This window comes from Thalassospira sp. A3_1 (assembly GCF_017744215.1).
GTDB lineage: Bacteria > Pseudomonadota > Alphaproteobacteria > Rhodospirillales > Thalassospiraceae > Thalassospira > Thalassospira lucentensis_A.
Map to the genome: position 1 here is coordinate 995489 of NZ_JAGHQQ010000002.1, position 24640 is coordinate 1020128.

Annotated in this window: 29 protein-coding genes, 2 tRNA genes and 1 riboswitch; of the genes, 16 read left to right on the top strand and 15 right to left on the bottom strand. The window is 54.6% G+C overall.

What is annotated here, in order from left to right; all coding sequences use genetic code 11:
- Nucleotides 1–247: 247 nt before the first annotated feature.
- Together J7395_RS11665 and J7395_RS11670 are read left to right on the top strand one after the other, a co-directional pair.
- A complete protein-coding gene (locus tag J7395_RS11665) occupies nucleotides 248–871 on the top strand; it encodes a LysE family translocator (protein WP_209221587.1) in 624 nt (207 codons plus the stop codon).
- Between the two features lie 85 nt (nucleotides 872–956).
- A complete protein-coding gene (locus J7395_RS11670; RefSeq protein ID WP_062952617.1) occupies nucleotides 957–1274 on the top strand; it encodes a hypothetical protein in 318 nt (105 codons plus the stop codon).
- A gap of 85 nt (nucleotides 1275–1359) precedes the next feature.
- Here J7395_RS11670 and J7395_RS11675 read toward each other — a convergent pair whose 3' ends face one another.
- Nucleotides 1360–2394, bottom strand: a complete 1035-nt coding sequence (locus J7395_RS11675; protein ID WP_062952616.1) for a hypothetical protein — start codon at nucleotides 2392–2394, stop codon at nucleotides 1360–1362.
- A gap of 175 nt (nucleotides 2395–2569) precedes the next feature.
- Complete coding sequence (locus J7395_RS11680) at nucleotides 2570–3598, bottom strand: GGDEF domain-containing protein (protein ID WP_062952615.1); 1029 nt, start codon at nucleotides 3596–3598, stop codon at nucleotides 2570–2572.
- A 499-nt stretch (nucleotides 3599–4097) separates the two neighbouring features.
- Here J7395_RS11680 and J7395_RS11685 point away from each other — a divergent pair, with 499 nt between their 5' ends.
- The 3 genes from J7395_RS11685 (at nucleotide 4098) to J7395_RS11695 (ending at nucleotide 6525) form a co-directional block, all read left to right on the top strand.
- Nucleotides 4098–4826, top strand: a complete 729-nt coding sequence (locus tag J7395_RS11685) for a hypothetical protein (RefSeq protein ID WP_209221588.1) — start codon at nucleotides 4098–4100, stop codon at nucleotides 4824–4826.
- Between the two features lie 683 nt (nucleotides 4827–5509).
- A complete protein-coding gene (locus J7395_RS11690; RefSeq protein WP_007090786.1) occupies nucleotides 5510–5716 on the top strand; it encodes a cold-shock protein in 207 nt (68 codons plus the stop codon).
- A gap of 134 nt (nucleotides 5717–5850) precedes the next feature.
- The gene (locus tag J7395_RS11695) at nucleotides 5851–6525 is read left to right on the top strand and encodes a 5-formyltetrahydrofolate cyclo-ligase (protein WP_209221589.1); all 675 of its coding nucleotides are present in this window, start codon (nucleotides 5851–5853) and stop codon (nucleotides 6523–6525) included.
- A 5-nt stretch (nucleotides 6526–6530) separates the two neighbouring features.
- Here the strand turns inward: J7395_RS11695 and thpD are convergent, their stop codons facing one another.
- The 3 genes from thpD to J7395_RS11710 all read right to left on the bottom strand — a co-directional run bounded on the left by thpD (nucleotide 6531) and on the right by J7395_RS11710 (nucleotide 7903).
- A complete protein-coding gene (thpD, locus tag J7395_RS11700; RefSeq protein ID WP_209221590.1) occupies nucleotides 6531–7442 on the bottom strand; it encodes an ectoine hydroxylase in 912 nt (303 codons plus the stop codon).
- A gap of 229 nt (nucleotides 7443–7671) precedes the next feature.
- Nucleotides 7672–7745: transfer RNA gene (locus J7395_RS11705), tRNA-Gln, on the bottom strand.
- An 84-nt stretch (nucleotides 7746–7829) separates the two neighbouring features.
- Nucleotides 7830–7903, bottom strand: a tRNA-Gln gene (locus J7395_RS11710).
- Nucleotides 7904–8143: 240 nt separating this feature from the next.
- Here J7395_RS11710 and J7395_RS11715 point away from each other — a divergent pair.
- From J7395_RS11715 to J7395_RS11740, 6 genes are all read left to right on the top strand, one after another.
- A complete protein-coding gene (locus J7395_RS11715) occupies nucleotides 8144–9322 on the top strand; it encodes a Ppx/GppA phosphatase family protein (protein ID WP_231858315.1) in 1179 nt (392 codons plus the stop codon).
- 59 nt (nucleotides 9323–9381) lie between these two features.
- Nucleotides 9382–10188, top strand: coding sequence for an RlmE family RNA methyltransferase (locus J7395_RS11720; protein WP_062952610.1), 807 nt, complete (start codon nucleotides 9382–9384; stop codon nucleotides 10186–10188).
- A 278-nt stretch (nucleotides 10189–10466) separates the two neighbouring features.
- Nucleotides 10467–10991 (top strand): PAS domain-containing protein, encoded by a 525-nt coding sequence (locus J7395_RS11725; RefSeq protein ID WP_062952609.1) that lies wholly within the window; start codon nucleotides 10467–10469, stop codon nucleotides 10989–10991.
- Nucleotides 10966–12294: a methyl-accepting chemotaxis protein gene (locus J7395_RS11730; RefSeq protein WP_209221591.1), complete on the top strand. Its 1329-nt coding sequence runs from the start codon at nucleotides 10966–10968 to the stop codon at nucleotides 12292–12294. The genes J7395_RS11725 and J7395_RS11730 overlap by 26 nt, the downstream gene beginning before the upstream one ends.
- Before the next feature lie 243 nt (nucleotides 12295–12537).
- Nucleotides 12538–14004: an IMP dehydrogenase gene (gene guaB / locus J7395_RS11735; protein ID WP_062952607.1), complete on the top strand. Its 1467-nt coding sequence runs from the start codon at nucleotides 12538–12540 to the stop codon at nucleotides 14002–14004.
- A 199-nt stretch (nucleotides 14005–14203) separates the two neighbouring features.
- Nucleotides 14204–15541 (top strand): RsmB/NOP family class I SAM-dependent RNA methyltransferase, encoded by a 1338-nt coding sequence (locus J7395_RS11740; protein WP_209221592.1) that lies wholly within the window; start codon nucleotides 14204–14206, stop codon nucleotides 15539–15541.
- A gap of 194 nt (nucleotides 15542–15735) precedes the next feature.
- Here the strand turns inward: J7395_RS11740 and J7395_RS11745 are convergent, their stop codons facing one another.
- On the bottom strand, nucleotides 15736–16083 hold the full coding sequence (locus J7395_RS11745) for a hypothetical protein (RefSeq protein WP_209221593.1): 348 nt from the start codon (nucleotides 16081–16083) through the stop codon (nucleotides 15736–15738).
- A 302-nt stretch (nucleotides 16084–16385) separates the two neighbouring features.
- Here J7395_RS11745 and guaA point away from each other — a divergent pair, with 302 nt between their 5' ends.
- Nucleotides 16386–17939, top strand: a complete 1554-nt coding sequence (guaA, locus tag J7395_RS11750) for a glutamine-hydrolyzing GMP synthase (protein ID WP_114094949.1) — start codon at nucleotides 16386–16388, stop codon at nucleotides 17937–17939.
- Between the two features lie 66 nt (nucleotides 17940–18005).
- Here the strand turns inward: guaA and J7395_RS11755 are convergent, their stop codons facing one another.
- The 8 genes from J7395_RS11755 to J7395_RS11790 form a co-directional block, all read right to left on the bottom strand.
- Nucleotides 18006–18155: a hypothetical protein gene (locus tag J7395_RS11755; protein WP_209221594.1), complete on the bottom strand. Its 150-nt coding sequence runs from the start codon at nucleotides 18153–18155 to the stop codon at nucleotides 18006–18008.
- A gap of 109 nt (nucleotides 18156–18264) precedes the next feature.
- On the bottom strand, nucleotides 18265–18600 hold the full coding sequence (locus J7395_RS11760) for a zinc ribbon domain-containing protein YjdM (protein ID WP_209221595.1): 336 nt from the start codon (nucleotides 18598–18600) through the stop codon (nucleotides 18265–18267).
- Nucleotides 18601–18703: 103 nt separating this feature from the next.
- Nucleotides 18704–19114 carry an MAPEG family protein gene (locus J7395_RS11765; RefSeq protein WP_209221596.1) on the bottom strand — a complete coding sequence of 137 codons (411 nt, stop codon included), beginning with the start codon at nucleotides 19112–19114 and terminating at the stop codon, nucleotides 18704–18706.
- A gap of 116 nt (nucleotides 19115–19230) precedes the next feature.
- Nucleotides 19231–19995: an SDR family NAD(P)-dependent oxidoreductase gene (locus tag J7395_RS11770; protein WP_209221597.1), complete on the bottom strand. Its 765-nt coding sequence runs from the start codon at nucleotides 19993–19995 to the stop codon at nucleotides 19231–19233.
- A 93-nt stretch (nucleotides 19996–20088) separates the two neighbouring features.
- Nucleotides 20089–20301, bottom strand: a complete 213-nt coding sequence (locus J7395_RS11775) for a helix-turn-helix transcriptional regulator (protein WP_209221598.1) — start codon at nucleotides 20299–20301, stop codon at nucleotides 20089–20091.
- Nucleotides 20301–20840 (bottom strand): DUF2975 domain-containing protein, encoded by a 540-nt coding sequence (locus tag J7395_RS11780; RefSeq protein WP_209221599.1) that lies wholly within the window; start codon nucleotides 20838–20840, stop codon nucleotides 20301–20303. The genes J7395_RS11775 and J7395_RS11780 overlap by 1 nt, the downstream gene beginning before the upstream one ends.
- 280 nt (nucleotides 20841–21120) lie before the next feature.
- The gene (locus tag J7395_RS11785) at nucleotides 21121–21393 is read right to left on the bottom strand and encodes a hypothetical protein (protein WP_209221600.1); all 273 of its coding nucleotides are present in this window, start codon (nucleotides 21391–21393) and stop codon (nucleotides 21121–21123) included.
- A 115-nt stretch (nucleotides 21394–21508) separates the two neighbouring features.
- Nucleotides 21509–21772 (bottom strand): hypothetical protein, encoded by a 264-nt coding sequence (locus tag J7395_RS11790; protein ID WP_209221601.1) that lies wholly within the window; start codon nucleotides 21770–21772, stop codon nucleotides 21509–21511.
- Nucleotides 21773–21905: 133 nt separating this feature from the next.
- Between J7395_RS11790 and J7395_RS11795 the strand changes: the two genes are divergently transcribed.
- From J7395_RS11795 to J7395_RS11810, 4 genes are all read left to right on the top strand, one after another.
- On the top strand, nucleotides 21906–22367 hold the full coding sequence (locus J7395_RS11795) for a metalloregulator ArsR/SmtB family transcription factor (RefSeq protein WP_062952596.1): 462 nt from the start codon (nucleotides 21906–21908) through the stop codon (nucleotides 22365–22367).
- A 92-nt stretch (nucleotides 22368–22459) separates the two neighbouring features.
- A riboswitch (cobalamin riboswitch) is annotated at nucleotides 22460–22676 on the top strand.
- A 31-nt stretch (nucleotides 22677–22707) separates the two neighbouring features.
- The gene (locus tag J7395_RS11800; RefSeq protein ID WP_062952595.1) at nucleotides 22708–22881 is read left to right on the top strand and encodes a CbtB domain-containing protein; all 174 of its coding nucleotides are present in this window, start codon (nucleotides 22708–22710) and stop codon (nucleotides 22879–22881) included.
- A 3-nt stretch (nucleotides 22882–22884) separates the two neighbouring features.
- Entirely contained in the window at nucleotides 22885–23583 is a 699-nt protein-coding gene (locus J7395_RS11805) for a CbtA family protein (protein WP_247742097.1), read from the top strand.
- A gap of 78 nt (nucleotides 23584–23661) precedes the next feature.
- Nucleotides 23662–24186, top strand: a complete 525-nt coding sequence (locus tag J7395_RS11810) for a hypothetical protein (protein ID WP_209221602.1) — start codon at nucleotides 23662–23664, stop codon at nucleotides 24184–24186.
- On the opposite strand, the gene J7395_RS11815 is transcribed toward J7395_RS11810, so the two are convergent.
- On the bottom strand, nucleotides 24187–24558 hold the full coding sequence (locus J7395_RS11815) for a DUF1636 domain-containing protein (RefSeq protein ID WP_247742098.1): 372 nt from the start codon (nucleotides 24556–24558) through the stop codon (nucleotides 24187–24189).
- Between the last annotated feature and the right edge of the window lie 82 nt (nucleotides 24559–24640).

Consider the following 24640-nt stretch of genomic DNA (forward strand, 5'->3'; position numbering starts at 1 on the left):
GTATCTTTGATGTGCTTTTAAGGATGGAAATTAGCGCGATGGGATTTCCACAGACCCGTCCGGGGCCTTGCCTCATGGGATAAGGGGACGTTGATCAGTTCCGCAAATTGCAGGTCTCCCATGCCAAAGATTGCGCTTGAAGTGTTCTAATTCTTGGTTATCTGTTGTGTGATTGATGCGAAATGCCCCAGACAATTTCCGATAACGTTTCGTATCAAGTGCCGCCACCAACTTACGGATATACACGATGGTAAGCCTGTCTTTGATCGGGGCTTTTATCCCGACGGCCTTTTTTGTCTCGATTACGCCAGGGATGTGCATGACCCTGGCGCTGACCATGGGGATGACGATCGGCGTGCGCCGTACCGTCTGGATGATGATGGGCGAACTTGTGGGCGTTGGCATTGTCGTGGTGGCCTCGGCCCTTGGTGTTGCGACAATAATGCTGGAATATCCAGCCGTATTTGCTGTCTTCAAGTATGTCGGCGGGGCGTATCTGGCATGGCTTGGTATTCAGATGTGGCGTTCGCGCGGACGCATGGCATTTAGCGCTGAAATCGATGCCTCGCGCCCTGCGACCCCTTTCACGCTTGCTTCTCAGGGGTTTGTGACGGCAATTGCCAATCCGAAGGGCTGGGCGTTTATGGTGGCTTTATTGCCACCCTTCATCAGCCTTGAACATGCTATAGCGCCGCAGCTTTCAGTGCTGGTGGCAATCATTCTGGTGACAGAACTGATCTGCATGACGCTTTACGCAACTGGCGGACGGTCATTGCGCCACTTCCTCGAAAAAAGCGGCAATGTTCGTGTCCTTAACCGGATCGCCGGGACGCTGATGATCGGCGTCGGGATCTGGCTGGCTTCGAGCTAAGGGGCTATTTGTTTGTAAAACCTCTTTAAAGTCGGATTGTCCTGCCCTATATCGTTGTATAGAATTATTTGCAGGAAGAGCCATCATGCGCGAGTTGCGCTGTATCATTTTCGAGGAAAGCGAACTCATCAAGGCGCTGGTCGGATATCGTCGCCGTACCGGAAAACCTTTGCCGCCCGGTCAGATCGGAAAGCTTGAAATTGAAAAATCGCCTGAAATTGCAGCGCGGCTCAATATCATTGCCGATCATGGTGATCCGATTATCGTCCCGGCAGCGGGGGCCGAACTGGCGGCAGCACTGATTGCCTATTGTATTGATGTCCGCGTGCCCGTGCCAGCATCTTCGAAAAAGTCGATTACAATGATTGATGGCCATGTGGCGCTTAAAATCATGAAGCAATAGGGGCGGGAATACCCAAAACAAAAAGCGCAGCAGATGCTGCGCTTTTGCATTTTACGATGCCCACAAGCGAGGACAGCAATGGCTGCTACCACTGCATCATCTTGCCTTTGAGAGCGCCCATGCGTTCGTCTTCATTCTTGAAGCTTTGGCCTGCGGCAATCCCGTCCTGCACCTTGGTCATCATCAGCCATTCCTTGACCTTCATGAAGCGCGGCGCAAGGAACTGGTAGGTATCGCGTACCAGACGTACAGCCGGTGCCCCACGTTCCAGTTCCATGGTTTCCCAGCGTTCAAAAAGCGGCTCCCACGCGCGCAGGCGGCGATAAAGATCGTCGCGCTTGGTGCGGATATATTGCCGTTGCGTTGTGAAGTTACGCAGGACGGACATGATTTCGCCGGTATTGGCGTCAATCTCGTCAAAGCTGCTTTCGAACTTTTTCATCGCGTCGTCAATCAGGCGGATAACCTGTGTAACCGTTTCCAGAACGCCTTTTTCGTGGGCGTAGATGCGACGCAGTTCCTGCAGTTTCCGGTCGATCTTTTTGACGTTGCGATATTTGTCGCGCAGCGTCTCGACATAGGAAAGTTCCTCGGCCACCTGATGAACCAGATTGACGACTTCCTCGCGATTTTCACGGCCGATATTGAGCTTGTCGGCGACTTCATCAAAAGCCTGGTTGATCTTTTTCTTGGTAGCAGGGTCTTCGGCGATCTGCATCAGTTGTTCGGGATCCGTGATAAGTTCCTCGTTCCCGGACATCCATGTGACAAGCTGCATGGTCAGGCGGTTATACGCGATTGCACGGTGGTCTTCGTCGACCTCCCACGATGCTTCACCTGTCAGGACCTCCAGCGGTAAATCATCGCCGGGGCGCAGAACATTGACGAAATCCAGTGATTTGTCGACAAGGCCGATCAACTCGCCGTCATTTGAGTCTGGATCAATCCCGAATTCCTTGCACACCGCTTTAAGGGGCAGGGATACAACCGATCCTTCGGCCATCTTCAGGACAAAAAGAGCCTCGTCCGAAAGGTCGGACTTTTGGAAATGGCATTCCTCGAACGATTTAAAGACCTTGTGTTCAAGATCCAGTTTCCGTTCGCGCGTCGGTTTGTTCATTTATTTGCTCCGCCCGGATTGGCGCTGCGCGTGTGATTTTTCGTCTGAGTTCCACAATAAGGCACAGGCATTCAGTTTATCGCAGCAGGTCCGGGACTGGTAGTGTCCATCTTCTCATACCGGCAAGGTCGTTCGGGAATGGTGCTTCGTTTCCGGTTTCAACCTGACAGATATGTCACTGTATCATAATGCAGGTATTTCTGCCTTCCTGTTTGGCTTGATAAAGGGCGCCATCGGCACGGTCAACAAACTCCAGTATATTCTCGCCAAGCTTATAAGACGTCAAGCCGATTGAAACGGTTAACTTCCCGAAATCCTTACCGGTTTTCTTGTTGATAATTCTTTGACCTGAAACATTGTCACGCAACTTGTTGGCAAGTTTGGCGGCATTTTCGGCTGTTGTGTCCGGCAAAATGACAGAAAATTCTTCGCCACCATACCGGGCAACGGTATCGGCACCCTTTGTCGAATTGACCAGAACGCGCGCCACAGCCTTTAAAACGCCGTCGCCTGCGCGATGTCCGTGACTGTCATTGAAATTTTTGAAGTGATCGATATCGATCATCAAAAGGCTAAGCGGTGCACCGGTTTCCATCGTCGTGGTCACCGCATCGCGAAGCGAGGCATCAAAATTCTTTCTGTTGGCAATGCCGGTCAATGTATCGGTCAGGGCATCCCGTCGTACCAGTTCCAGTTCACTTCTAACCCGGCGAACCTCATTATGATATTCGTCAAGACATCCGTTGAATTCACTATAGCGACCATGTGCATCCCGCGTGGCACTTGAAAGTCCGCGCGTTACGTCGCGGGCAACTTCAAGCGTGACATCATCCGCGTTTAGCTGGTCGGAAGCATTATCCAGATGCTCGCAGAAACCTTCTGTTTCGCGAATAACGTTATGTACGGCTTCCTCGACGCGTTCAACAGCGGCCTGCAATCCTTCAACCCCCAGATTCAGACGCTGCTGCATGGCATGTGCGCCAAGAAACTTGTGGTAAATCCGGAAAACGGTTTCTTCGTCCAATTCCTGGGTGTTGCGGATCAATACCTTGATAAGTTGGCTTAGCTCTGGAATCTCGTCGGTCAGGTAGCTGTAAAATACGTGGTAAACCTGCGGCGTAGGCTGCAGGTTCAGCTCGGCGACCAGCGTCATGACATTGTGCGCAATGTCGCGTGGATTGGCGATCTTTGTCGTAGCAGTCAATTTATGTTTTCCGATCCGGTCTTCGGCTTAACCTTTTTTACTAACTGCTTGTGTCCCACTAGATCCGGTATTTTCCGGCTTGCTCGTTTTTTGTATATATTGTGGCTGTGTGCTGCGTTTCACACATTTATTTCTATCTTCAACCGAATTGCATCTGCTTGTCACGAGAAACCGCGTCCTCAATCATGACAAAATCGAACATGCGCAATGGAATCAAGGCGTGATGCCGAAAACCCCAACGGCTACAGGCATTTGTTTCAGTTGGTTGAATATCTCAACTTCATCTATCCGCTTTTTGCGGGTGGGAAAGTCGCGCCAGATTCTTGCAGATGCAATCAACGAAACGCTGTTTTGAGTGCACGTGATTCGTAATTCAGCGGGGAAATGAGATCGAAAGTCCGGTTACGATTTCCCGCCCCTGCACTTTGGCCCGATCTCTTGAATAGGGATACGCACAGCGCCATATCGAAGCAACCATGAACGCATTGGGGTGCTTTGGTTGAAAATGATCTGTCCGCTATTCTCCCGCATCCTCGCCTGTGCCTGTTTTGTTGCGGGATTTGTGCCGACGGTAAGTCTTGCAGACCCTGACAAGACCCGGCTTGAGATCGGCATTACAATCCGGTTGGCCGAGGAGTGGAAGGCGTCCCTGACCACAACGCAACGCCCCTTCTTTCAGGCGATGATAGAGCAGTCCGAATTTCATCTAAATGACGGAATCCCCTACAATCGTCTGATCGAAATGTTTGACAATAAAGAGCTGGATTGTGTGGTTCTGCGTGTCCCGGCCCCTTTGGAGGGGATTATCACTGCGAACGAGCATGTCACGTTTGATCTGATCCTTTATATCCGGCGCGGAGATAATCCAGAAGTTCGTGACAGTCTTCTGATCGGGCATCTTGCCAATTTGCCACCGGTATCGGTTCCCTATGACAGCAGGATCGAATTCTATGGGATGCGCAGTTTGGAGCAGGGGGAAAAACTGCTGCTTGAAGGGCGCATTGATGGGCTCATTGCCCATGATGGGCGTTACAAGGATGAACAGGGTTTGATAGCCGCTCCGATCCCTCCGATTGTTCATGTCAGACTTGGTCTCCTTTGCCATGATACGGATTATGCTCGGTTTCTGCTTGGCCAGTTTGACCAGCGCGTCCAGACAATCCGTTCTGCCGGTGGCCGTGAAGGGGCGATTTCAGAACCCGTTGAAAGTCATTCTCCGATACTTTGATCATCTTGTCAGGTGTTGGCCGTTGACGGAGAATCGGCACGGTACTTGCTTTTTTACGTGTGCGGAAATGTTTAAAAACAACCTGTATGTGCATTAAATTGTGAAAATGTTCACAATTAATTTTAGCGCAACGGATGAGGGGCCAGACGCTTTGTCGGCAGTTGCTGACGGCTTGATCAAGTTGAACGAGCCCGCCCCTTTGAAGGATTTGCTGTGATTAGTGACCGGTACTGATCCTCTGTCTCTGGCATATGCGGTGAATATTGTGGGATCTATCTGAAACCAAGAGGAATCCTTGCTTTCCGGGGTGTTCCCCTGTCGGGGATCAGTCTGCCTTCACGCGGCTTGCTGTTACAGGTGCGAACACAATTAAAAATTCGTTTGAAATCAACGGGCCTCCCGGTGCGATCTGGTTGTGCCAAGAGTTGACCGCTGATCAGCAAGCAATATTCGCGAAATACCGGCTAACCATCAGCGTTGAATAAAGAACTTCAAACATGAATTCGTTGCGTGAAGGCCGAAATTCGCGTAATTGTTGAAACGATGCAGTGTATCTTCGGGCTGCGTGGTTGCCTTCTGGTTGAGGGCTGCCAGGTGGCATTGAAGGTATAATGCAGAGACGTAACTTAAGCATTTTCCGCGCTTGGGGAATGCGATTACCAAAACTAAGGACGACTACGGATATGGCTACCGGAACGGTTAAGTGGTTCAATGCGACCAAGGGTTATGGCTTCATCACCCCGGACGAAGGCGGCAAGGATGCATTCGTGCACATCACCGCTGTTCAGCGCGCTGGTCTGCAGGGACTTGATGAGGGTCAGAAGGTTCAATTCGAGCTGATTGAAGGTCGTAACGGCCGCATGTCGGCAGAAGAACTCTCCATCATGTAATTTGATTTTGGATTGCAGCTTTTGCTGACAACCGTTAACGCGCCGGTCTCCGGCGCGTTATTCGTTTCAGGACCATTTTTGCGATAGGATTGCTATCGCATCTGTTTACCCACATCGCCATCAGGTTACGCCCCATGACCCGGATCATTTTGCCTGCCCCACCTGAAAAGTCTGACGATATTGCCATATCCGGGTGGCGAAAGGCGGTGCGCAGGCAACTTCTGGCGTGGCGCAGTCAAATGGATCCGGCGATTTACGCGGAACGATCGGCTGCCGTTTGCGCGGGACTTGCCGATATCCTTGCCGTGCGCCCCAACGCCACAATCGGTTTTTACTGGCCGATCCAGAATGAAGTCGACCTGCGTGCTGTGGTTACCGATCATATTGATCGCGGTGGAAAGGCCGCCTTGCCAATTGTACCGGGCAAGGATCAGCCGATGGTCTTTCATGACTGGACACCGCAAACAGAAATGGCGCCCGGCTTTGCCCGTATTCCTGAACCGGTCGGAACGGCGGTCGTGCCCGTCCATGTCATGATTGCGCCATTGGTCGGGTTTGATGGCCGTGGTTATCGTTTGGGATATGGCGGCGGGTTTTTTGATCGGACACTTGCCGCGATGGCGGTTCGTCCACTTGTCATCGGTGTCGGATTTGAAGCGACGCGCATCGCTGACATCTTTCCGCACGAATATGACATTCCGGTCGATATCATCCTGACCGAGGCGGGCATGCGGCCGATAAGCGAAAAGGCCACTAGCGATATCAACAGGGCGGAAGGATCATCGCCGCCCTGTTTTCTGTCATCCTGATCGGGTTATTCGGCGGCCCGTATTTTGTGCCGGCCGGTCCGTACCGGAACAATATCTTTGCGCGTTGCCAGAAAGTTCGGGCGCGGCTTCGTACCGCCAAATGGCGCAACCAACCGGTTTGACATCGCATTATAAACGAAAAACAGGTTCGATCGCGGGTAGGGGGTAATGTTGTTGCCTGACCCGTGCAATGTATTGCAGTCGAAGATCAAAACCGAACCGGCCGGGCCGACCGGCGCGACAATCCCGTTCTCGTCGACCATCTGCGACAGGTTACCCTGATCAGGGGTGCCGATTTCCTGTATTTTCAACGAGCTTTTATAGTTCTGGTCGGGCGTTTCCCCGACGCAGGAAATGAACTGCTTATGCGATCCCGGGATCAGCATCAGTGGGCCATTATGGGCCGAGTTATCAGTCAATGTGATTGACATCGAAAAGGCACGCATGCGCGGCATGCCGTCTTCGGTGTGCCAGGTTTCAAAATCCGAATGCCAGAAAAATTCCTTGCCCTTGAAAGCCGGTTTGAAATTGACCCGCGATTGATGAATGTAAACATCGTCATTCAGGAAATGTTCGGCAATCGCGACCAGCCGGTCATCGGATATCAGGCGGGTGAACACGTCACTTTTATCATGGACGCGGAAAACGCTGCGCACTTCGTTGCTGCCGGGCTCTGAAACAACCTCGTCATCGGTCGGATCCGAATTTTCAACCTGATCGGCTTCACGGCGCAGCTGCGCGACCTCTTTTTCGCTGAAAACATTTTTCAGAAACAGAAAGCCGTTCTTTTCGTAAAATTTCTCATCCTCGGCCGAGATCATCGGGCAATGGTCCTTGTTGGACCAGATTACCGGATCAACACGATCGATGATTGTCGGACGGGAAGAGTGTCGGGATCGGTACATATCGGTAAGCATCTCATGCTCCTTTGTTGCCAAATGTGCATTTGCTGCCTGTGATTTGTCACAGATCGTATGACCACCAACGTAAAACGTGGTGGCTGGTTCCCCTTAAAGGCAAAATATCTCGTCATCCTTTCAAGAATTGTCTGCCGATGCCGGAAAATGACTGTTGTGCCAAAGGCGACAATCAGCGTGCCTTGCCACACGAAAAATCAAAAATCTTGGAGTGGGAGGGGGAGAAAGATGGCTGGGGAACCTGGACTCGAACCAGGACTAGCGGAGTCAGAGTCCGCGGGTCTACCATTAACCTATTCCCCAGCAGGGGTATGTTTGGTGTGATTTTCTGATCGGTCCGAAATGGCTGGGCCGTACATCACCAAAGCTTGCAAGGCAAGCAAAGGCTGGCTGGGGAACCTGGATTCGAACCAGGACTGACGGAGTCAGAGTCCGTAGGTCTACCGTTAACCTATTCCCCAACATAGCCTTGAGCGCCGTGTGGCGTGGGCCGCTATTTATAAAACCGGTGGCACTTTGGCAAGACCTTTTTTCCCCGCCATGTGGTCAGACGCACACGCCTATGTGTTAAATGCATACGGGATTTGCCTTGTGCTACATTGTCGGTAAACTCATATGGATGATTCGCAAGACCGTCATATAAATGTCGTCTTGATGTGATCATTGGATTGGCATGTAACAGGCAAGGCAGGTTTACAAAGGTGAAACAGGTATCTCCCCATAGCGACACGCACAGGGCCATCCGCCCTGATGGCGGTGCTGCCATGGTCGGAAGTGCCGTAATGGATGCGCCGTCAGCGGCGGCATCTTCAGGCCTGTCTGGTGACAGTCTGGTTGCAGAACGCCCTGTAACTACCGCGACCAGCCATCCCCCGCTTTATGCCGCCATTGATCTGGGTAGTTCGAACTGCCGTTTGCTGGTGGCGCGCCCGTGCAATGACGGGTTCAAGGTGATTGATGCCTTTTCACGCGTTGTACGCCTTGGCGAAGGTGTCCGCGAAAAGGGATATCTTTGTCAGGCGGCGATGGATCGTGCGATTGACGCGTTAAAGGTCTGCTCAAAGAAACTGCGCAAACATCCCGGTGCAAAGCTGCGTGCGGTGGCGACCGAAGCCTGCCGTACCGCTGAAAACCGTGCCGAATTTGTTCAGAAGGTTTTTGAAGAAACCGGTATCGAACTTAAAATCATCAATCCGGATGAAGAAAGCCGTCTCGCTCTTCAGGCCTGCTCGGCCTTGCTTGATGAACGCCCCTATGCGGTGGTGTTTGACATTGGTGGTGGCAGTACGGAAATCTGCTGGATCAAGGTCGATAATATGGGCCAGACCCAGTGTATCGAAACACTTTCGATGCCGTGCGGGGTTCTGTGTCTGACCGAACGTTATGCTGGCATCGAGCAGCGCCGCGAACGGTTCGAGGCAATGCGCACCGAAATCCGTGACCGGCTTCGTGATTTCGCCAGCCGCAATTGCTGTTCGGATATTCTGGATGACGGCAAGGTGCAGATGGTTGGTACATCGGGCACCGTGACCACATTCTGCGGTATCGCGCTTGGTCTTGAACGGTATGAACGTCACAAGGTCGACGGGTCGGATTTACGGTTCGATGATGCGGAACGCGTCACCGAATTGCTGCTGCGCATGGAAGCTGACAAGCGCAAAGGCCATCCCTGTATTGGCAATCAACGGGCTGAACTGATGGATGCGGGGGCGGCGATCTTTGCCGCGATTCGCGATATCTGGCCTTTGGCGACGCTGAAAGTGGCTGATCGTGGCCTCCGCGAGGGCATATTGGTCGATTTGATGCGCGCGGATGGTCATGCTATTGACCCGTGCGACGCGCGACGTCATACAGTGTCCCATATTTCGGCCAATCCATGATCGGCGTCATGCCATCGGATCGTACTGGCCTTTAACACGTTTCAGTTCAGGTAAAGAACATGACCGACAATAGCAGCGGAAAAGGCGGGACGCGCCGCCGCAAGGGTTCAGCCATTGCCGCGATCGATACCGGCGCGCGGCGCGGGCTTCGGACGCGCGTCAAAAGTGCGAAGGGGCGCAAGATTTCCTCGACCCGCTGGCTCGACCGGCAGTTGAACGATCCTTACGTGCAGGAAGCCAAGCGCCTTGGCTATCGTTCGCGCGCGGCCTTCAAGCTGATTGAAATCAACAACCAGTTTGACCTGCTGCGTCCGGGCATGCGCATTGTCGACCTTGGGGCGGCACCGGGCGGCTGGACGCAGGTTGCGGTTGATATGGTCGGGTCGAAACAGGGCCGTGGCCAGGTCGTCGGTCTTGATATCCTTGAATGGGAAGGGCTTCCCGGCGCGACCTGTCTGCAGGCGGATTTCCTTGATCCAGCGGCCCCCGATATGATCAAGCAGGCCCTTGACGGGCCGGTTGATGCGGTGATTTCCGATATGTCGCCCGAAACCACCGGCCATCGCCAGACTGACCATATCCGTATTATCGATCTGGTCGAACATGCCCTGCTGTTTGCCGAGGAAGTCCTTGCACCGGGCGGCATTTTCATCGCCAAGGTGTTTAAGGGCGGCACGGAAAATGACCTTCTGAACCGGGTTAAAAAGAATTTCCGCGTTTCCAAGCATGCCAAGCCGCCGGCATCGCGCCCGGAAAGCCCGGAAGCTTATCTGATTGCTACCGGATTCCGTGGGCAGAACAATGCCGCTGATGACATTGCCAATGCAGAGTTGCGAAAAGATGATGGCTGGTCACCGGTCGAATAAAATACCCGAACGGTAAAATGCAAAGCGCGCCAGAAGATCGGCGCGCTTTTTTATTTGCAAAAATTCATATCCGTATCGTCGGGGTTGTATCGGCTGCGAAATATTCATGAACCCGATTGCGCTAAGTCAAGAAGTACCCCGCTGGCATAATCTATACATTGGTCTAGCAAATAGTCTCCGCACCGGATGAAACTGACGCAAAACTGCGCGCCCCGGGCGGGGTTTCGCTATGTCAGGATCGGTTGTGGGACCATTGATCCTTAAACGGGGTGCAATTCATGAAACAGGATCAGCTTTTTCTGACCGGTGTTGAACGTCATTTTGGTGACAATGAAATTATCGTCAGCAAGACCGACACCAAGGGGCGTATCACCTACGCAAATGACGTCTTTCTGCGGGTCGCAGGATATCGTGAAAAGGATATTCTGGGGCAACCGCACAGCATTATCCGTCATCCGGATATGCCGCGCTGCGTGTTCGCCTTGCTGTGGGACACGATTTCCAAGGGGCGCGAGATTTTCGCCTATGTGATCAACCGTTCGGCAAATGGTGATCATTACTGGGTTCTGGCCAATGTCACGCCGACTTTCGGGCCAAACGGTAACATCATTGGCTATCATTCAAACCGTCGGGTGCCGCGCCGCGAAGCAGTCGAACAGGTTATTCCGCTTTATGCCGATCTTCGTGCCGAAGAAGAACGCGAACGCAATCGCAAGGACGGTATGGCACGCAGTGCACAAAAACTTGGCAACCTCCTGGGGCAGGCAGGCATCGACTATGATCAGTTTGTTTTCACTCTCTAATCTGCGACGGATTTTGATTTCTGGCCTGGTTCTGGCCTTTGGGCTGATCGGCACCCTTCTGTTGGCTCCAAGCCATGCACCGCTTGTTTCCGTGATTGCGATTATCGGCCTTCTCGTACTGGCTTTGATTGGCACGGTTGCCATTACCCGCCACAAGCGGATCATTGATGAACTGCACGATATCGTCCATGACGCTGCTGATGGGAAAATGGGTGTCAGGGTCAATAATCGTCAAACGCAGGGCTATCTTGCGCCCTTGCAAAATGCGGTGAACCAGTTGCTTGACCTGACCGAGGCGTTCGCCAAGGAAGCTGCAGGGGCCATGGGCCACGCGTCACGCGGATCCTATTATCGCAAAATCCTGCCCAAGGGATTGCGTGGTGATCTGATCGGCTATGCCGGAACGGTCAATGCGGCCCTTGATGCCATGTCTGAAAAGACCAGAAGCTTTACCTATAGTGCGGGGCGAATTGGCGAAGATATCCAGTCAGTCGTCGGTTCGGTGTCAAGCAGCGCAAAACAGCTTAGCGACAGTTCCGATTTCCTGTCCCGGCAGGTCAGCCGCATTGCCGAACAGGCCAATGATATGCGTCTTGCTGCCGACGACAGCACCGAGGCCCTGAACGGCATCGCGGTTGCCACCGAACAATTCAGTGCATCCATCCGTCAGATCGGTGCACAGATCAATGGTTCGGCCGAACTGGCCGAGGCAGCGGTCAGCCGGGCCCGTGTTGCAGATGATCACATCACGCGCCTTGATGACATGGCGCTTCGTGTGACCAAGGTGGTCGAACTGATCACCGATGTCGCCGATCAGACCAATCTTCTGGCCCTGAACGCCACCATAGAGGCCGCCCGTGCCGGCGAAGCAGGCAAGGGTTTTGCCGTGGTCGCGACCGAAGTCAAAAATCTGGCGTCCCAGACATCGCGGGCCGCCGAACAGGTGATTGGTGAAATCGGCGAAATGCAATCCATGACCCGCGAGGCGGTTTCATCGGTGCGCGAGATCAATGAAAAGATCAGCGAGATTGATAGTGGTGCCCGTCTGGTTGCCGAGGCCGCCCGCGAACAGACCGAAGTTGTCGGTGCCATCAGTGACCGGATCGATCAGGCGGTTCGACGGATGCAGACCATTGCGGCGATCCTCGCCGACGTCGCCAGCGGCACGACCGAGTCCGGCTCTGTCGTTCTGCAGCTTCATAGCGAGGCGACAAATCTTCTGGGGCAGGCCGATTCACTGGATGGCGATGTGCGCCGGTTCATAGACAAGGTGCTGAAGGTTCCAGATGCTGCGCCCGCGTAAAACAGGGGCAGGGCGGCTTTCGCGATTGCGGCAAAAGCTTGCTATGTCTTGCAAAACAGCAGCATGATCCGGGCATGAAAAAGGGGCTGCGCCAGATAGCAGCCCCATCTACCAGTTTCTAACGGAACTGCCCGGATAATGCAGCAATAAAATAACAGGGCTGCTATGGGCGCAGAAAACTTGGCATAAAGGCCATAACGTGTATAAGTTCCGCGCCAACTCAGATTAACGAGGTGGCCCCATATGACCCGCATTGCAGAAGCCCTGACGTTTGACGACGTTTTGATCAAACCCGCCGCCAGCGAAGTGCTGCCGGCGCAGGTGCAGACCAACACCCGCATTACCAAAAATATCGACCTGCGCATTCCGCTTCTTTCGTCCGCAATGGACACGGTGACCGAAAGCCCGATGGCGATTGTTATGGCGCAGCATGGTGGTATGGGGGTCATTCACAAGAACCTCGATATCGCACAGCAGGCCGAAGAAGTTCGCCGCGTAAAGAAATTTGAATCCGGTATGGTCGTCAACCCGATCACCATCCACCCGGATCAGACGCTGGCCGATGCGCTGGACCTGATGGACATCAACCACATTTCCGGTATTCCGGTTGTTGAACGCGCCAGCAACAAGCTGGTTGGCATTCTGACCAACCGTGATGTGCGTTTTGCATCCAACCGTTCGCAGCCGGTTTCCGAACTGATGACCCACGAAAATCTGGTCACGGTGACGGAAAACGTCGACACTGAAGAAGCCAAGAAACTTCTCCACCAGCACCGTATTGAAAAGCTTCTGGTGGTTGACGAAGCCTATCGCTGCACCGGCCTGATCACGGTCAAGGATATCGAAAAAGCCAAACTGCACCCGAATGCCTGCAAGGACGAAAGCGGTCGCCTGCGTGTTGCCGCGGCAACCGGTGTCGGCGAAAGCGGCTTTGAACGCGCAATGGCGCTGGTCGAGGCTGGTGTTGACGTGCTGGTCATCGATACCGCACATGGCCATTCGGCCGGTGTGATCAAGGCAGTCGAATATATCAAATCAAAGATCGGCAATACCCAGATCATCGCCGGTAACGTTGCCACCCCCGAAGCCGTAAAGGCACTGGCCGAAGCCGGTGCGGACGCGGTCAAGGTCGGCATCGGTCCGGGGTCGATCTGCACCACCCGTATTGTTGCCGGTGTCGGTGTCCCGCAATTGACGGCAATCCTGGAATGCGCGGAAATCGGTCACAAGCTTGACGTTCCGATCATCGCCGATGGCGGCATCAAGTTTTCGGGTGATATTGCCAAGGCAATGGCTGCGGGTGCCAGCACCTGCATGGTTGGCTCGCTTCTGGCCGGTACCGACGAAGCCCCGGGCGAGGTCATCCTTTATCAGGGCCGTTCGTACAAATCCTATCGCGGGATGGGCTCGGTCGGTGCCATGGCACGCGGGTCGGCAGACCGTTACTTCCAGCAGGACGTTCAGGATAACCTGAAACTCGTCCCCGAAGGCATCGAAGGCCGCGTTCCTTACAAGGGCCCGGCTGGTCAGATCATCCATCAGATGGTTGGCGGTCTTAAGGCATCGATGGGCTATACCGGTTCGGCAACGCTTGCCGATTTCCGCGAACGTGCCCAGTTTGTCCGCATTACCAATGCGGGTCTTCGCGAAAGCCATGCCCATGACGTGACCATCACCCGCGAAGCGCCGAACTATCGGCCGGGTAACTGATCGCGGGCGCGCTGATCAATTGGCTGGGCTGCCTTGCGTGTGTCGCTGTTGGCGAATGGCCCAACCCGTGATATCAGCGGGCACAAATTTCAGATGACGGCAGGCAATCCTGCCGTCATCGCCTTTTTTATCGTATGGTGTTCGGGCAATTCCCATATCGGGACAGGAACATCACACTCAGACAGGTTGGACATTCGTTTTGAAACCCGGTGCACGTATCGCGGCAGTCATTGAACTTTATGATGGCTGGACCCAGACCAGAGACGACGCAGACCGCGTCATTTCCGGCTATTTTGGCAATCGCCGTTATATCGGTGGTGGCGATCGTCGCGAGATCAGCGAACGTTTCTATAACCTGATCCGTCATCAGGCGCGTCTGGGCTGGTGGCTTGCCGAATGCGGATACGAGTTTCAGGACGGTCGTGCGCGCATGATCGCCGAACTGGTTTTGCAGGATAACCGCAGTGCCGATGACATTTCCGACATGTTCAGCGGTGAACAGTTCTGCCCGAACCCGCTGCATCCAGCAGAAAAACACCTGATCAACAAGCTGAGCGGCAAAACCCTTGACCATGACGGGCAGCCGGGTGCAGTCAAAACCGAATTGCCGAAATGGCTTTATGCCGAGCTGCTAAAGCTCCATCACGAAAACCTTCCGGCGGAAATGGCGGCCTATAATCAACCCGCCAAGCTTGATCTACGCGTCAACCGCCTGCGTGGTACGGTCGAGGACGCCATCAAATCGCTTCAGGCCGATGGCATCCACAATATCGAAAAGCTTCCTTATGCGCCCAATGGCCTGCGGTTGCCGCTTGGCGTCAATATGCTGGTCACGGCGGCCTACAAGGACGGTCTGATCGAAATCCAGGACGAAGCATCGCAGATTTGCGTGCGTCTGGTCGATGCCAAGCCGGGTATGCATATTCTTGATATGTGTGCGGGCGGTGGCGGCAAGACGCTTGGCATGGCATCCGACATGCGCGGCAAGGGCCGTATCCTTGCCTGCGATACCCATGGCGGTCGTCTGGATAATTCGCGCAAGCGTGCCAAACGTGCCGGTGCCGGTGACTGCATCCAGCAGCGCATCATTTCCGATGAACGTGATAGCTGGCTTCGCAATAAATCCGGTTTCTTTGATCGTGTTCTGCTTGATGTCCCCTGTTCGGGGCTTGGCACCCTGCGCCGCAACCCGGCGCTGCGCTGGCGCATCGGGCAGCGCGATATTCGCACCCTGATGGCCAACCAAAGCAAGATTTTGAAGGCCGGTGCGGCAAAGGTCACCAAGGGCGGGCGTCTGATTTACGCGACCTGTTCGATCATGCCCGAAGAAAACGAACGCCTGATCGAAACCTTCATGCGTGATCGCAAGGATTTCCGACCGGTCCCGGTCAGTGAAATCTGGCCCGACGCCCCGAAATCCGTTCCGGTCCCCGGTGGCAAGGACAAGCCGTGGCTTCGCCTGTCCCCGAACGAGCATGGCACGGACGGTTTCTTTGTTGCGGTGTTTGAACGCACGGCCAAAGGCAAGGTGAAATAATGACAATGGCGGCCATGGTCATCGCAAACAACCCGATGTCCGATGCCGCCCTTGGTCTGCTTGCAAACTGTAAAATTGCGGCAAGAAAAATGGCCCTGTCCCGAATGGGGACAGGGCCAGTTCTTTTCACAAGTGCATTTTACCGTGAACGCTATGTGAAGATTGGATCTTCCACAGTTTACCCGGCCGGTTTTTTATTCCGTCTTGGGGGCAGCTTCGCCACCGGTGGTGCCGCCATCATCCTGCGGCATCAGTTCCAGCGGACTGCTATCTTCGCCTGCATTGCCATCAAGACCCTTCATGCCGGGAACTTCCTGATTGTCGTTCGGCAGGACAGTGTTCGGCGCCTCGCCGGTTTCGGCTGCCGGGGCATCAGGTGCCGGGGTCATGGTATCGCTGTTCTCGGTACCGGTTTCAGTGCCAAACATCGAAGCCGGGTTATTGCTCTCGGACTGGGTCATCGCAATGGCCGTTGCCGCACCAGCGACCAGAAGAAGGCCAGCGACGGCAAGCGCGATTTTACTGCCTTTGTTCTGTGTCATTTGTCTGTGTCCCTTTGCATGGTCAAACTTGATTTGCTCATGATTTCTAATTTTGTCGGACGCGGTTATCTCCGTGCTCCGTTGGAAACCAAGTTACAGACGCATTGCGCAGGAAAAAGGGACCAATTGTGCTCTTTTCGGGGGCGTTCCGGCAGGAAAAGGCCGCAATTGTTCCCAAATGCCGGAATTCGGCATCAGAATTTCATGAATGCATCCCAAGGTAACCGTTTGCGCCGGGTTGCCGAGACGGATGGTTTGGCGTATGTACGGCGCAACCCCATACTCGACGGAGATACGGCCCGATGACAGATCGCGTGCTGATTATTGATTTTGGATCGCAGGTCACCCAGCTGATTGCACGCCGCGTGCGCGAAAGCGGTGTCTATAGCGAAATCCACCCCTTCAACAATGTCTCGGATGCTTTCCTTGACGAATACGCGCCCAAGGCCGTGATCCTGTCTGGTGGCCCGGCATCGGTCCATTGGGACAAGGCGCCCTCGGCCCCGGCAAAGGTTTTTGAACTTGGCGTGCCGGTGCTTGGCATCTGCTATGGTCAGCAGACCATGGTCAACCAGCTTGGCGGCAAGGTCGCAACGTCCGATCACCGCGAATTCGGTCGTGCCTTTGTCGATGTGATCGAAGACTGCGCGCTGTTCACCGGCATCTGGGCCGAAGGTGCACGCGAACAGGTCTGGATGAGCCACGGCGACCGTGTCGATGCTCTTCCTGACGGGTTCCGCGTTGTTGGCAAATCCGAAGGCGCACCGTTTGCCGCCATCGCCAACGACGACAAGAAATTCTATGCCGTGCAGTTCCACCCCGAAGTGGTTCACACCCCGCATGGTGCGCAGCTGCTTAAGAACTTCACCCACGGTGTCGCCGGTTGCTCTGGCGACTGGACGATGAACGCCTACAAAGACGATGCCATCGCCAAAATCCGCAAACAGGTCGGCGATGGCAAGGTCATTTGCGGTCTTTCGGGCGGTGTTGACAGCTCCGTCACCGCGGTTCTGATCCACGAAGCGATTGGCGATCAGCTGACCTGCGTGTTCGTTGATCATGGTTTCATGCGCTCGGGCGAAGCCGATCAGGTCGTCACCCTGTTCCGTGACCATTACAACATTCCGCTGGTCCATGTGGATGCCTCGGAAACCTTCATCGGTGCGATCGAAGGCGAAATCGACCCGGAAACCAAACGCAAAACCATTGGCCGCCTGTTCATCGAAGTGTTCGAAGAAGAAGCCAAGAAAATCGGTGGTGCTGATTTCCTTGCACAGGGGACCCTTTACCCGGACGTTATCGAAAGCGTGTCTTTCACCGGTGGTCCGTCTGTCACCATCAAATCGCACCACAATGTCGGCGGCCTTCCGGAACGCATGAACATGCAACTGGTCGAACCGCTGCGCGAATTGTTCAAGGACGAAGTCCGTGACCTTGGTCGTGAACTGGGTCTACCCGACAGCTTTGTTGGTCGTCATCCGTTCCCTGGACCGGGCCTTGCCATCCGCATCCCCGGCCAGCCGATCACGCGCGAAAAGCTCGATATCCTGCGCAAGGCCGATGCGATCTATCTCGAAGAAATCCGCAATGCTGGCCTCTATGACGCCATCTGGCAGGCCTTCGCGGTGCTGCTGCCGGTCCGGACCGTTGGCGTGATGGGCGATGGTCGTACCTATGACTATGCCTGTGCACTTCGTGCCGTCACCTCGACCGACGGTATGACCGCCGACTTCTTCGCCTTCCCGCCGGAACTGCTTGGCCGTATCGCCAACCGGATCATCAACGAGGTCAACGGTATCAACCGCGTTACCTACGACTACACCTCGAAACCACCGGGAACGATTGAGTGGGAATAAGTTTTCCGATCACCGGAAACAACAAACGGCGCGTCCATTGGGCGCGCCGTTTTGTTTTGGGCTGTTTTAATAGCCCGGCCCATCCGAGCCGCAATCCCCTGTCGAATTGCATGCATTCGATAAAACCTGCTGAACGCTGCGCTGCCAGTTAAAGGTCAGGCAGGAGGACAGGGACAGGGTCGCGACTATTGCGGCGATAAGGGCAAGGTGGCGCATGGTGGCCCCCGTTTCCTTTGGATGGTTCAAGCCGGTATCAGACGACAACATTATACCAGAATCCGGTCGCAATGTCGTCGGCAGAGGGTTTACGCGGCGAAGCCCGCAATCAGATCTTTTTGACGAATTCGGATTTAAGCTTCATCGGGCCAAATCCGTCGATCTTGCAATCGATATTGTGGTCGCCTTCGACAAGGCGGATATTCTTGACCTTGGTGCCGACCTTAAGCGGCTGTGACGCACCCTTGACCTTCAGATCCTTGATGATCGAAACCGTATCGCCATCGGCAAGGATATTGCCATTGGCATCCCTGTATTCGGTTTCGTCTCCGCCTGTTGCGGCTTGCTGCGACCATTCATGGGCGCATTCCGGGCAAATCAGCAATTCGCCATCTTCGTAGGTATAGGGCGACTGGCATTTCGGGCAGGGGGGCAGCGTGCTCACGGCAAATCCTTGGGTAAAAGCTTGATAAAGACCCACCCGTTCCGGTTTGGCCGCCTATCTCGTAACGCCCGAATTCCCGATTGTCGAGAGGTTGCGCCGATATTTAAGTCCCAGATAATTGCGAGCCAAAGATCAGCATCGCAAACAGGCTGACAAAGTAGGCAATTGATCGCACGCCATTGATGCCCGGAAGGCGCGTGATCCCGGCAAAGTAGAACCCGGTATGGGCAAGGCGTGCGATGGTAAAGACAACTGCACAGGTTACGGTGACAGTGTTTGAAATATCGATGGCGTGCGCGACCAGAACGATGATCGCAAACGGCACCAGATTTTCCAGATGGTTCTGGTGGGCACGAAGGCCGCGCGCGGCCAAGCCCTGCCGTTCGGGCAGGTTGTCGCGATTGCCCATCAGGCGTTTGCCGCCGACCTGCCTGCCATAGGACCAGTTGTAAACCCAAGGAAACGCAAGGCAGAAAAGAGCATTGAAGACGAGAAGGGCAAGTTCGATTGGCAAGGAAATACCTTTGAGTGATGGTGTTTCCCTGCCATACGCAGGAAGAAGGGAAAGCGATCACACTTTTGCGCAACGGAGTTTGCGCATTCAGCCAAAGGTGGTCGCACTCAAAGTGATTATTCTTCTGCAGCCTTGCGAAGGGCCGGGAGCCCGACACCAGCCGTTTCAAACCCGCCATCGGCGGCGATCACCTGACCGGTAACGTAGCTCGCCTTGTCGGAACATAAAAACGCAATCACTTCGGCGATTTCGAGTTCGCTGCCATACCGGCCAAGCGGCATGGCATCAAGATAGGCCGATATGATTTCTGGCGAATGCACGGCCATGGCAAGCTTGGTTTTGACCGGGCCGGGGCAGACGCAATTGGCCCGGACACCAAAATCACCAAGCTCGATCGCTTGCTGTTTCGTCATGTGAATGACGGCCGCCTTCGATGTGCCATAGGCCACCCGAAGGGTCGATGCCCGAAGTCCGGAAATCGAGCCGATATTGACAATCGCACCCTTGGTCTGCTTGAGTGCTGGGATCGCCGCCTGCGAAACAAGAAAGGTCCCGTCAAGGTTGGTTTCCATGATCCGGCGCCACGCGCTGAAATCGGTTTCATGGATCGGCAGGAAATCGGCAACCCCGGCATTGTTGACAACCGCATCGATCTGTCCGAACTCGATCAGGACGTCGTCGATCATCAGATCGACCTGCTCTGGGATCGATACGTCATATTCAAATGCCTTGGCATTTGCGATATCGCGACATGCGTTGCGAAGTTCCGCGCTGTCGCGATCAATCATCGCAACCTGCCAGCCCAGTTCAATAAAAAGATGCGTGGTGGCAAGTCCGATGCCACGTGCGGCACCTGTTACGAGGGCAACCTTGTTTTCCATTCACGTCTTCCCTGATAACAGCCGTTAAATTGGCTGCTTTGTTTCTTATGAAGGACGGCCCCGTTTTAACCGGGCCGCCATGATCACAAGAGCTTACAGGTCGTCGGCAACGAATTCCAGAAGATCACCGGGTTGGCAATCAAGTTCCCGGCAAATCGCGGCAAGTGTTTCAAACCGCACACCGCGCACCTTGCCTGATTTCAGGAGCGACAGGTTCTGTTCGCTCACCCCGATCCGGTTGGCAAGGTCCTTGGACTTCATCTTTCGCAGGGCAAGCATCACGTCAAGCCGGACAATGATCGCCATCAGACGAAGCTCCTGTTCTCGTCCTCGATCCGGGTGGCTTCTCCCAATACCCACGCAATCACCAAAAGCAACCCGCCCAGAAACAGGGTGCTGGCCTCGGCATCGCTGAGCCCGATAGACAGCATCCGTTCGCCTTCGGGGCGGGTAATAGTCGCCAGCACGGAGGTCAGTGCGCCTGAAAGCGGCTTGATCAGGGTTTGCGCCATAAGGGCCACGGAAAATGCTTTCAGGTGGGCAATCGGGGCAGGCTGGAAAATATGGTTTTCGGCAAAGGACAGGAACATCTTGCGCAACCGCCAAAGCCCATAGGCCATAACAAGTGTCGGCAGCATCATCGATGCCATCACGGCATATTTCTGCCAGCCGGAAAGGGCGCGCAATTCTTCAAGGCTGATGGTCATCTGGCTGGCGCTGGTATCGATCCAGCCATCCACGTGCCAGATCAGCGGCACGAGGCAGATTTCAAAGACAACAGCGATAAGGCATACCCAGCCAAGAATGCGGCTGACAATGCGGACATTTTTCAGGGTGTCGGACATGACGGGGCTCCATCCGGAAGCACTCGGGTGACGTTTAAATAACGAATCGAATTTATTAATTAAAATAAAACATGAATTTTTTATTGAAATGAGTCAATCCGGATTTTTGCCCGTAACCGGGATTTGGACGTTAGGCGGGCGACACCTGGCCAAAATCCAGACAAAAAAACAGCCGGGGCGGTTGAAACACCCGGCTGTAGAAGGATGGCGGGGAGGGGAGGAAAACCCGCCACGGAAGAGAGGGAGACGAAAAAGTCTGGCTGCTTCCAGCGCGGCGTCGTTAATGCCGTTCGGAAGAGATCATCGCATCCCACGCTTCCTGCAAACGTTGCTTTGCTTCACGGAAACGCTGCAGGGATTCTTGCGGGATATCGTCGCTATGATCCTTTATCTCGCTCCAGGCGGCATCCATGTCATCCCACGCCTGAACAACCTCACTTGGAAGTTTTTCAAGGCCGCTTTCGGATTCCCTGCAATGTGCTGCAAGACCGAACTCCCAATCCTTGAATTCCTGATGGAGCTTGGCGTGCTCCGGAATGGGGCGGGCTGTCATGGGAGCCTCCTTTTGCTTTTCCAGACAGTTTCAATCTGGCGTGTAATCGTGTCATCGATTTGCAATGAAAAGGCGATTTTGGGGCATTTTAACCACAAGGCATAAAATCCCGGGCTTACTTGCCCGTCATATCGTTCCACGCCTTTTCAAGCTTTGCGGTTGCCTTGTGGAACTGCTCTGCAGTGGTGTTGCTTGCCGCATCACCTTCGGCCTTAAGCTTTTCCCATGCCTCGTTCATCTCGTTATAGGGGCCGGTAATCTCTTTGGGCAGATTTCCGATCTGCATGTCGTTTTTCGCGCAGTAACCGGCCACATTCCGTTCCCAACTGTCACGGGACTGGCGCAGATTGAAAATGTCGAGTGCTGTTTGCTCTTGCATCGGTGCGTCTCCTTGCTCTGGTTGGCACTTTCGATGGTGTGTCATACCTGTAACGTTCCCTGCGGGGCGGAGTTCCATGCGCGCAAACATCAAGTCCCCTTGCCAAGTGCAGCTGGGCATGGAAAATAGGGGGATGTCACAAAGCAAAACGAAATCCCGCAAGGTCGAAATTGCCTCGGCGCGTCCCGTGATCGCCGGGGCTGAAAACGGCAACGATTGTCAGGAATGCGATACGGCCGCACGTCTTGGCCTTTCCACCGAACAGGGCGAGGCCGTAACGCGTGACGCATCACGTGCGACCGGTCATAACCTGTCGCTTCCTGATATTGAGGCAGCAGCAAAAATCTTTGCGCTTCTGGGGGATGCCGGGCGGCTGCAGCTTGTTCTGCGTTGCATGGAAAAACCGCAAACCGTTGGCGAACTGGCCGAGGCATCGGGCATGTCCCAATCCCTGACCAGCCATCACCTGCGTCAGTTGCGCGATCAGCGCATTCTGGCATCGGAACGAAACGGGCGTCATATCTTCTATCAGATTGATGACGAACATATTTCCCGTGTTGTTCGTGATGTCTTTGCCCATGTGACCCACGACTGAAATACGTCTTTTGCGTTGTCGTGAAATTGCCACATTCGACGAATGAACCCGCGTCGCGTCCGGTTTTCACATTGCGCTTGCGGGGAATTACCGTCATAAACGAACTGCTTGGTTTTTACCTGTCTGCTCGGGGCAGGTAAACGAAGAGGGAATTTGGAAGACCGTTTGTTTTGGGCGGTCAAAGCCAAAGCCGCCCCCGCGACTGTATGCGGAAAGTGCCCGCCATCACGCCACTTGCGAAAGCAGGGAAGGTCGGCGACGCATGATGACCCGCAAGCCAGGAGACCTGCCAGGCATGGACCCGAACCGACTGTCGGGTGTGACAGCATAGGAGAAGTTTATGACCACGCAGACCGCGGCATTTGCCGCTTCAAAAAAATCGGTTCTTCTGCCGATCATCGTTTGTGCCGTTTTTGGCCTCGCGATCATCTTTGTGACCGGCCATGTTCAGGCTGAATTGTTGCACGATGCGGCACATGATGTGCGCCATGCAACCGGCTTTCCGTGTCACTAAGCCATGATGTCACGCATTTTCACCAGCGCATTGTTCGCTGGTGCTGCAGCAGGTCTTATTGCGGCCCTGCTTCAGCTTTATTTTGTGCAACCGGTTCTGTTGCATGCGGAGCTTTATGAAACCGGCGAGCTGGTTCATTTCGGCGGTGCTGCGGTTAGTGCACATCAGGATGTCGGCGGCATTGATCTTGTCCGCGACGGGTTAAGCGTCCTGTTCACCATGCTGGTCTATACCGGGTATGCGCTTATTCTGGTTGCGGCCATGGCGCTGGCTGAAAGCCGCGGTCACGAGGTCGCTGGTCGTCAGGGTATTATCTGGGGCATTGCCGGGTTCTGTATCGTTCATTTTGCACCGGGCTTTACCCTTGCACCTGAAGTGCCCGGTGTTGCAGCCGCAGACGTTTACGCACGGCAGGTCTGGTGGTTTGCCACCGTCGGGACGGCGGCAATTGCCGTCTGGCTGATTGCATTTGGTCGCAATTGGGTTTCGTGGGGGATTGCTGCAGTTCTGCTGCTTGCCCCCCATGTCATTGGCGCGCCGGAGCCCGATGCCTTTACCGGGCCGGTACCGACTGAAATCGGGGCGCTTTTTGCTGCCCGTGCATTTGGTGTCGGTCTTGCTGCCTGGGTGCTGGTTGGCCTGTTTGCCGGATATTTCTGGCAACGCGAAGGACAACGGGCCGCACAGGCGCAGACCGCCTGATCGCGGTCAAAGTACGATCCTTTTCGGGCGTGCCACGGGCGCGCCCGATTTATTTTCAGGGTTTTCACGAGGAATAAAATGTCACGTTCACTTGCCCTTTTCGGGATTGGGCTGGTTTTCGGCGGGGGGATCGGTTTTCTGGTGGCGGCTGGTAACGGCATCACCCTTGACGGGCACGATCACGGTGATCCGATGGCGCATGGCGTTGCCGGACATGGTACCGCACACGGTGAAATGAAGATGGGGGCGGCACATGCCAGTCACGACGCCATTATTTCATTACCTGCGGGCACTGATGCACCACGTCTTGATGTCGCGATGATACCGGACCCGGTCAGTGGCTGGAACCTGCATCTAATGGTGCAGAATTTCCGGTTTGCCCCCGAACATGCCAGCAGCACGCATGTCCCGGGAGAAGGTCATGCCCATGTCTATGTTAACGGCACCAAGATTGCCCGCCTGTATGGCCCGTGGTTCCATATCACAGAGCTTCCGGCGGGCGATAACGAGGTCACGGTAACGCTGACGGCCAATGATCACAGCCAGCTTGCCGTCGGCGATAAGCCGCTGCGTCAGACAATGACTGTTTCGGTGGCACCTTAATCAAAGGGCCGGAATTCTGGCCTTAAGGCAAAAACGAAGACGCCCGCAGCCGCGTGCGTCTTCGATCCATCCATCCGGGGCGTTCAGATATTCCCGGCAGGTGGCAATGATATCGTCAATGTCGTGACGCGCCGATAATCCGGCAAAAAGATAACTTGCCCGCCCGGTTCCCTGAAGTGCAACCGATGTCGGGTCGCTGCATGATCCCATGCAGTCAACCTGTGTGACTTCAAACGTTTCGGGCAATTCCGCCTGATCAAGTGCCGTGCCTAACTGCCGCGCAAAACCATCCGCATCGACAAAATCCACCTTTGAGGCCGGATCAGCATCGGGTGCTGGCTGGCAGGTTTTGCAAATGACAATACGGGGCATCGGGCGGTTGGCCTTGGTTCTTAAATCGGGTGGTCACTATGGCCGCAGTGCTGGCGTAATTCATCAACTTTTTCGGGGCGTC

Excerpts from the sequence above, each read along its gene's own strand:
- guaA (WP_114094949.1), top strand. The coding sequence starts at position 16,386 with ATGACAGATCGCGTGCTGATTATTGATTTTGGATCGCAGGTCACCCAG.
- thpD (WP_209221590.1), bottom strand. The coding sequence starts at position 7,442 with ATGCTTACCGATATGTACCGATCCCGACACTCTTCCCGTCCGACAATC.
- J7395_RS11720 (WP_062952610.1), top strand. The coding sequence starts at position 9,382 with ATGACCGACAATAGCAGCGGAAAAGGCGGGACGCGCCGCCGCAAGGGT.
- J7395_RS11690 (WP_007090786.1), top strand. The coding sequence starts at position 5,510 with ATGGCTACCGGAACGGTTAAGTGGTTCAATGCGACCAAGGGTTATGGC.
- J7395_RS11795 (WP_062952596.1), top strand. The coding sequence starts at position 21,906 with ATGTCACAAAGCAAAACGAAATCCCGCAAGGTCGAAATTGCCTCGGCG.
- J7395_RS11790 (WP_209221601.1), bottom strand. The coding sequence starts at position 21,772 with ATGCAAGAGCAAACAGCACTCGACATTTTCAATCTGCGCCAGTCCCGT.
- J7395_RS11815 (WP_247742098.1), bottom strand. The coding sequence starts at position 24,558 with ATGCCCCGTATTGTCATTTGCAAAACCTGCCAGCCAGCACCCGATGCT.
- guaB (WP_062952607.1), top strand. The coding sequence starts at position 12,538 with ATGACCCGCATTGCAGAAGCCCTGACGTTTGACGACGTTTTGATCAAA.
- J7395_RS11695 (WP_209221589.1), top strand. The coding sequence starts at position 5,851 with ATGACCCGGATCATTTTGCCTGCCCCACCTGAAAAGTCTGACGATATT.
- J7395_RS11775 (WP_209221598.1), bottom strand. The coding sequence starts at position 20,301 with ATGGCGATCATTGTCCGGCTTGACGTGATGCTTGCCCTGCGAAAGATG.
- J7395_RS11780 (WP_209221599.1), bottom strand. The coding sequence starts at position 20,840 with ATGTCCGACACCCTGAAAAATGTCCGCATTGTCAGCCGCATTCTTGGC.
- J7395_RS11805 (WP_247742097.1), top strand. The coding sequence starts at position 22,885 with ATGATGTCACGCATTTTCACCAGCGCATTGTTCGCTGGTGCTGCAGCA.
- J7395_RS11665 (WP_209221587.1), top strand. The coding sequence starts at position 248 with ATGGTAAGCCTGTCTTTGATCGGGGCTTTTATCCCGACGGCCTTTTTT.
- J7395_RS11670 (WP_062952617.1), top strand. The coding sequence starts at position 957 with ATGCGCGAGTTGCGCTGTATCATTTTCGAGGAAAGCGAACTCATCAAG.
- J7395_RS11725 (WP_062952609.1), top strand. The coding sequence starts at position 10,467 with ATGAAACAGGATCAGCTTTTTCTGACCGGTGTTGAACGTCATTTTGGT.
- J7395_RS11755 (WP_209221594.1), bottom strand. The coding sequence starts at position 18,155 with ATGCGCCACCTTGCCCTTATCGCCGCAATAGTCGCGACCCTGTCCCTG.
- J7395_RS11785 (WP_209221600.1), bottom strand. The coding sequence starts at position 21,393 with ATGACAGCCCGCCCCATTCCGGAGCACGCCAAGCTCCATCAGGAATTC.
- J7395_RS11810 (WP_209221602.1), top strand. The coding sequence starts at position 23,662 with ATGTCACGTTCACTTGCCCTTTTCGGGATTGGGCTGGTTTTCGGCGGG.
- J7395_RS11800 (WP_062952595.1), top strand. The coding sequence starts at position 22,708 with ATGACCACGCAGACCGCGGCATTTGCCGCTTCAAAAAAATCGGTTCTT.
- J7395_RS11745 (WP_209221593.1), bottom strand. The coding sequence starts at position 16,083 with ATGACACAGAACAAAGGCAGTAAAATCGCGCTTGCCGTCGCTGGCCTT.
- J7395_RS11675 (WP_062952616.1), bottom strand. The coding sequence starts at position 2,394 with ATGAACAAACCGACGCGCGAACGGAAACTGGATCTTGAACACAAGGTC.
- J7395_RS11730 (WP_209221591.1), top strand. The coding sequence starts at position 10,966 with ATGATCAGTTTGTTTTCACTCTCTAATCTGCGACGGATTTTGATTTCT.
- J7395_RS11770 (WP_209221597.1), bottom strand. The coding sequence starts at position 19,995 with ATGGAAAACAAGGTTGCCCTCGTAACAGGTGCCGCACGTGGCATCGGA.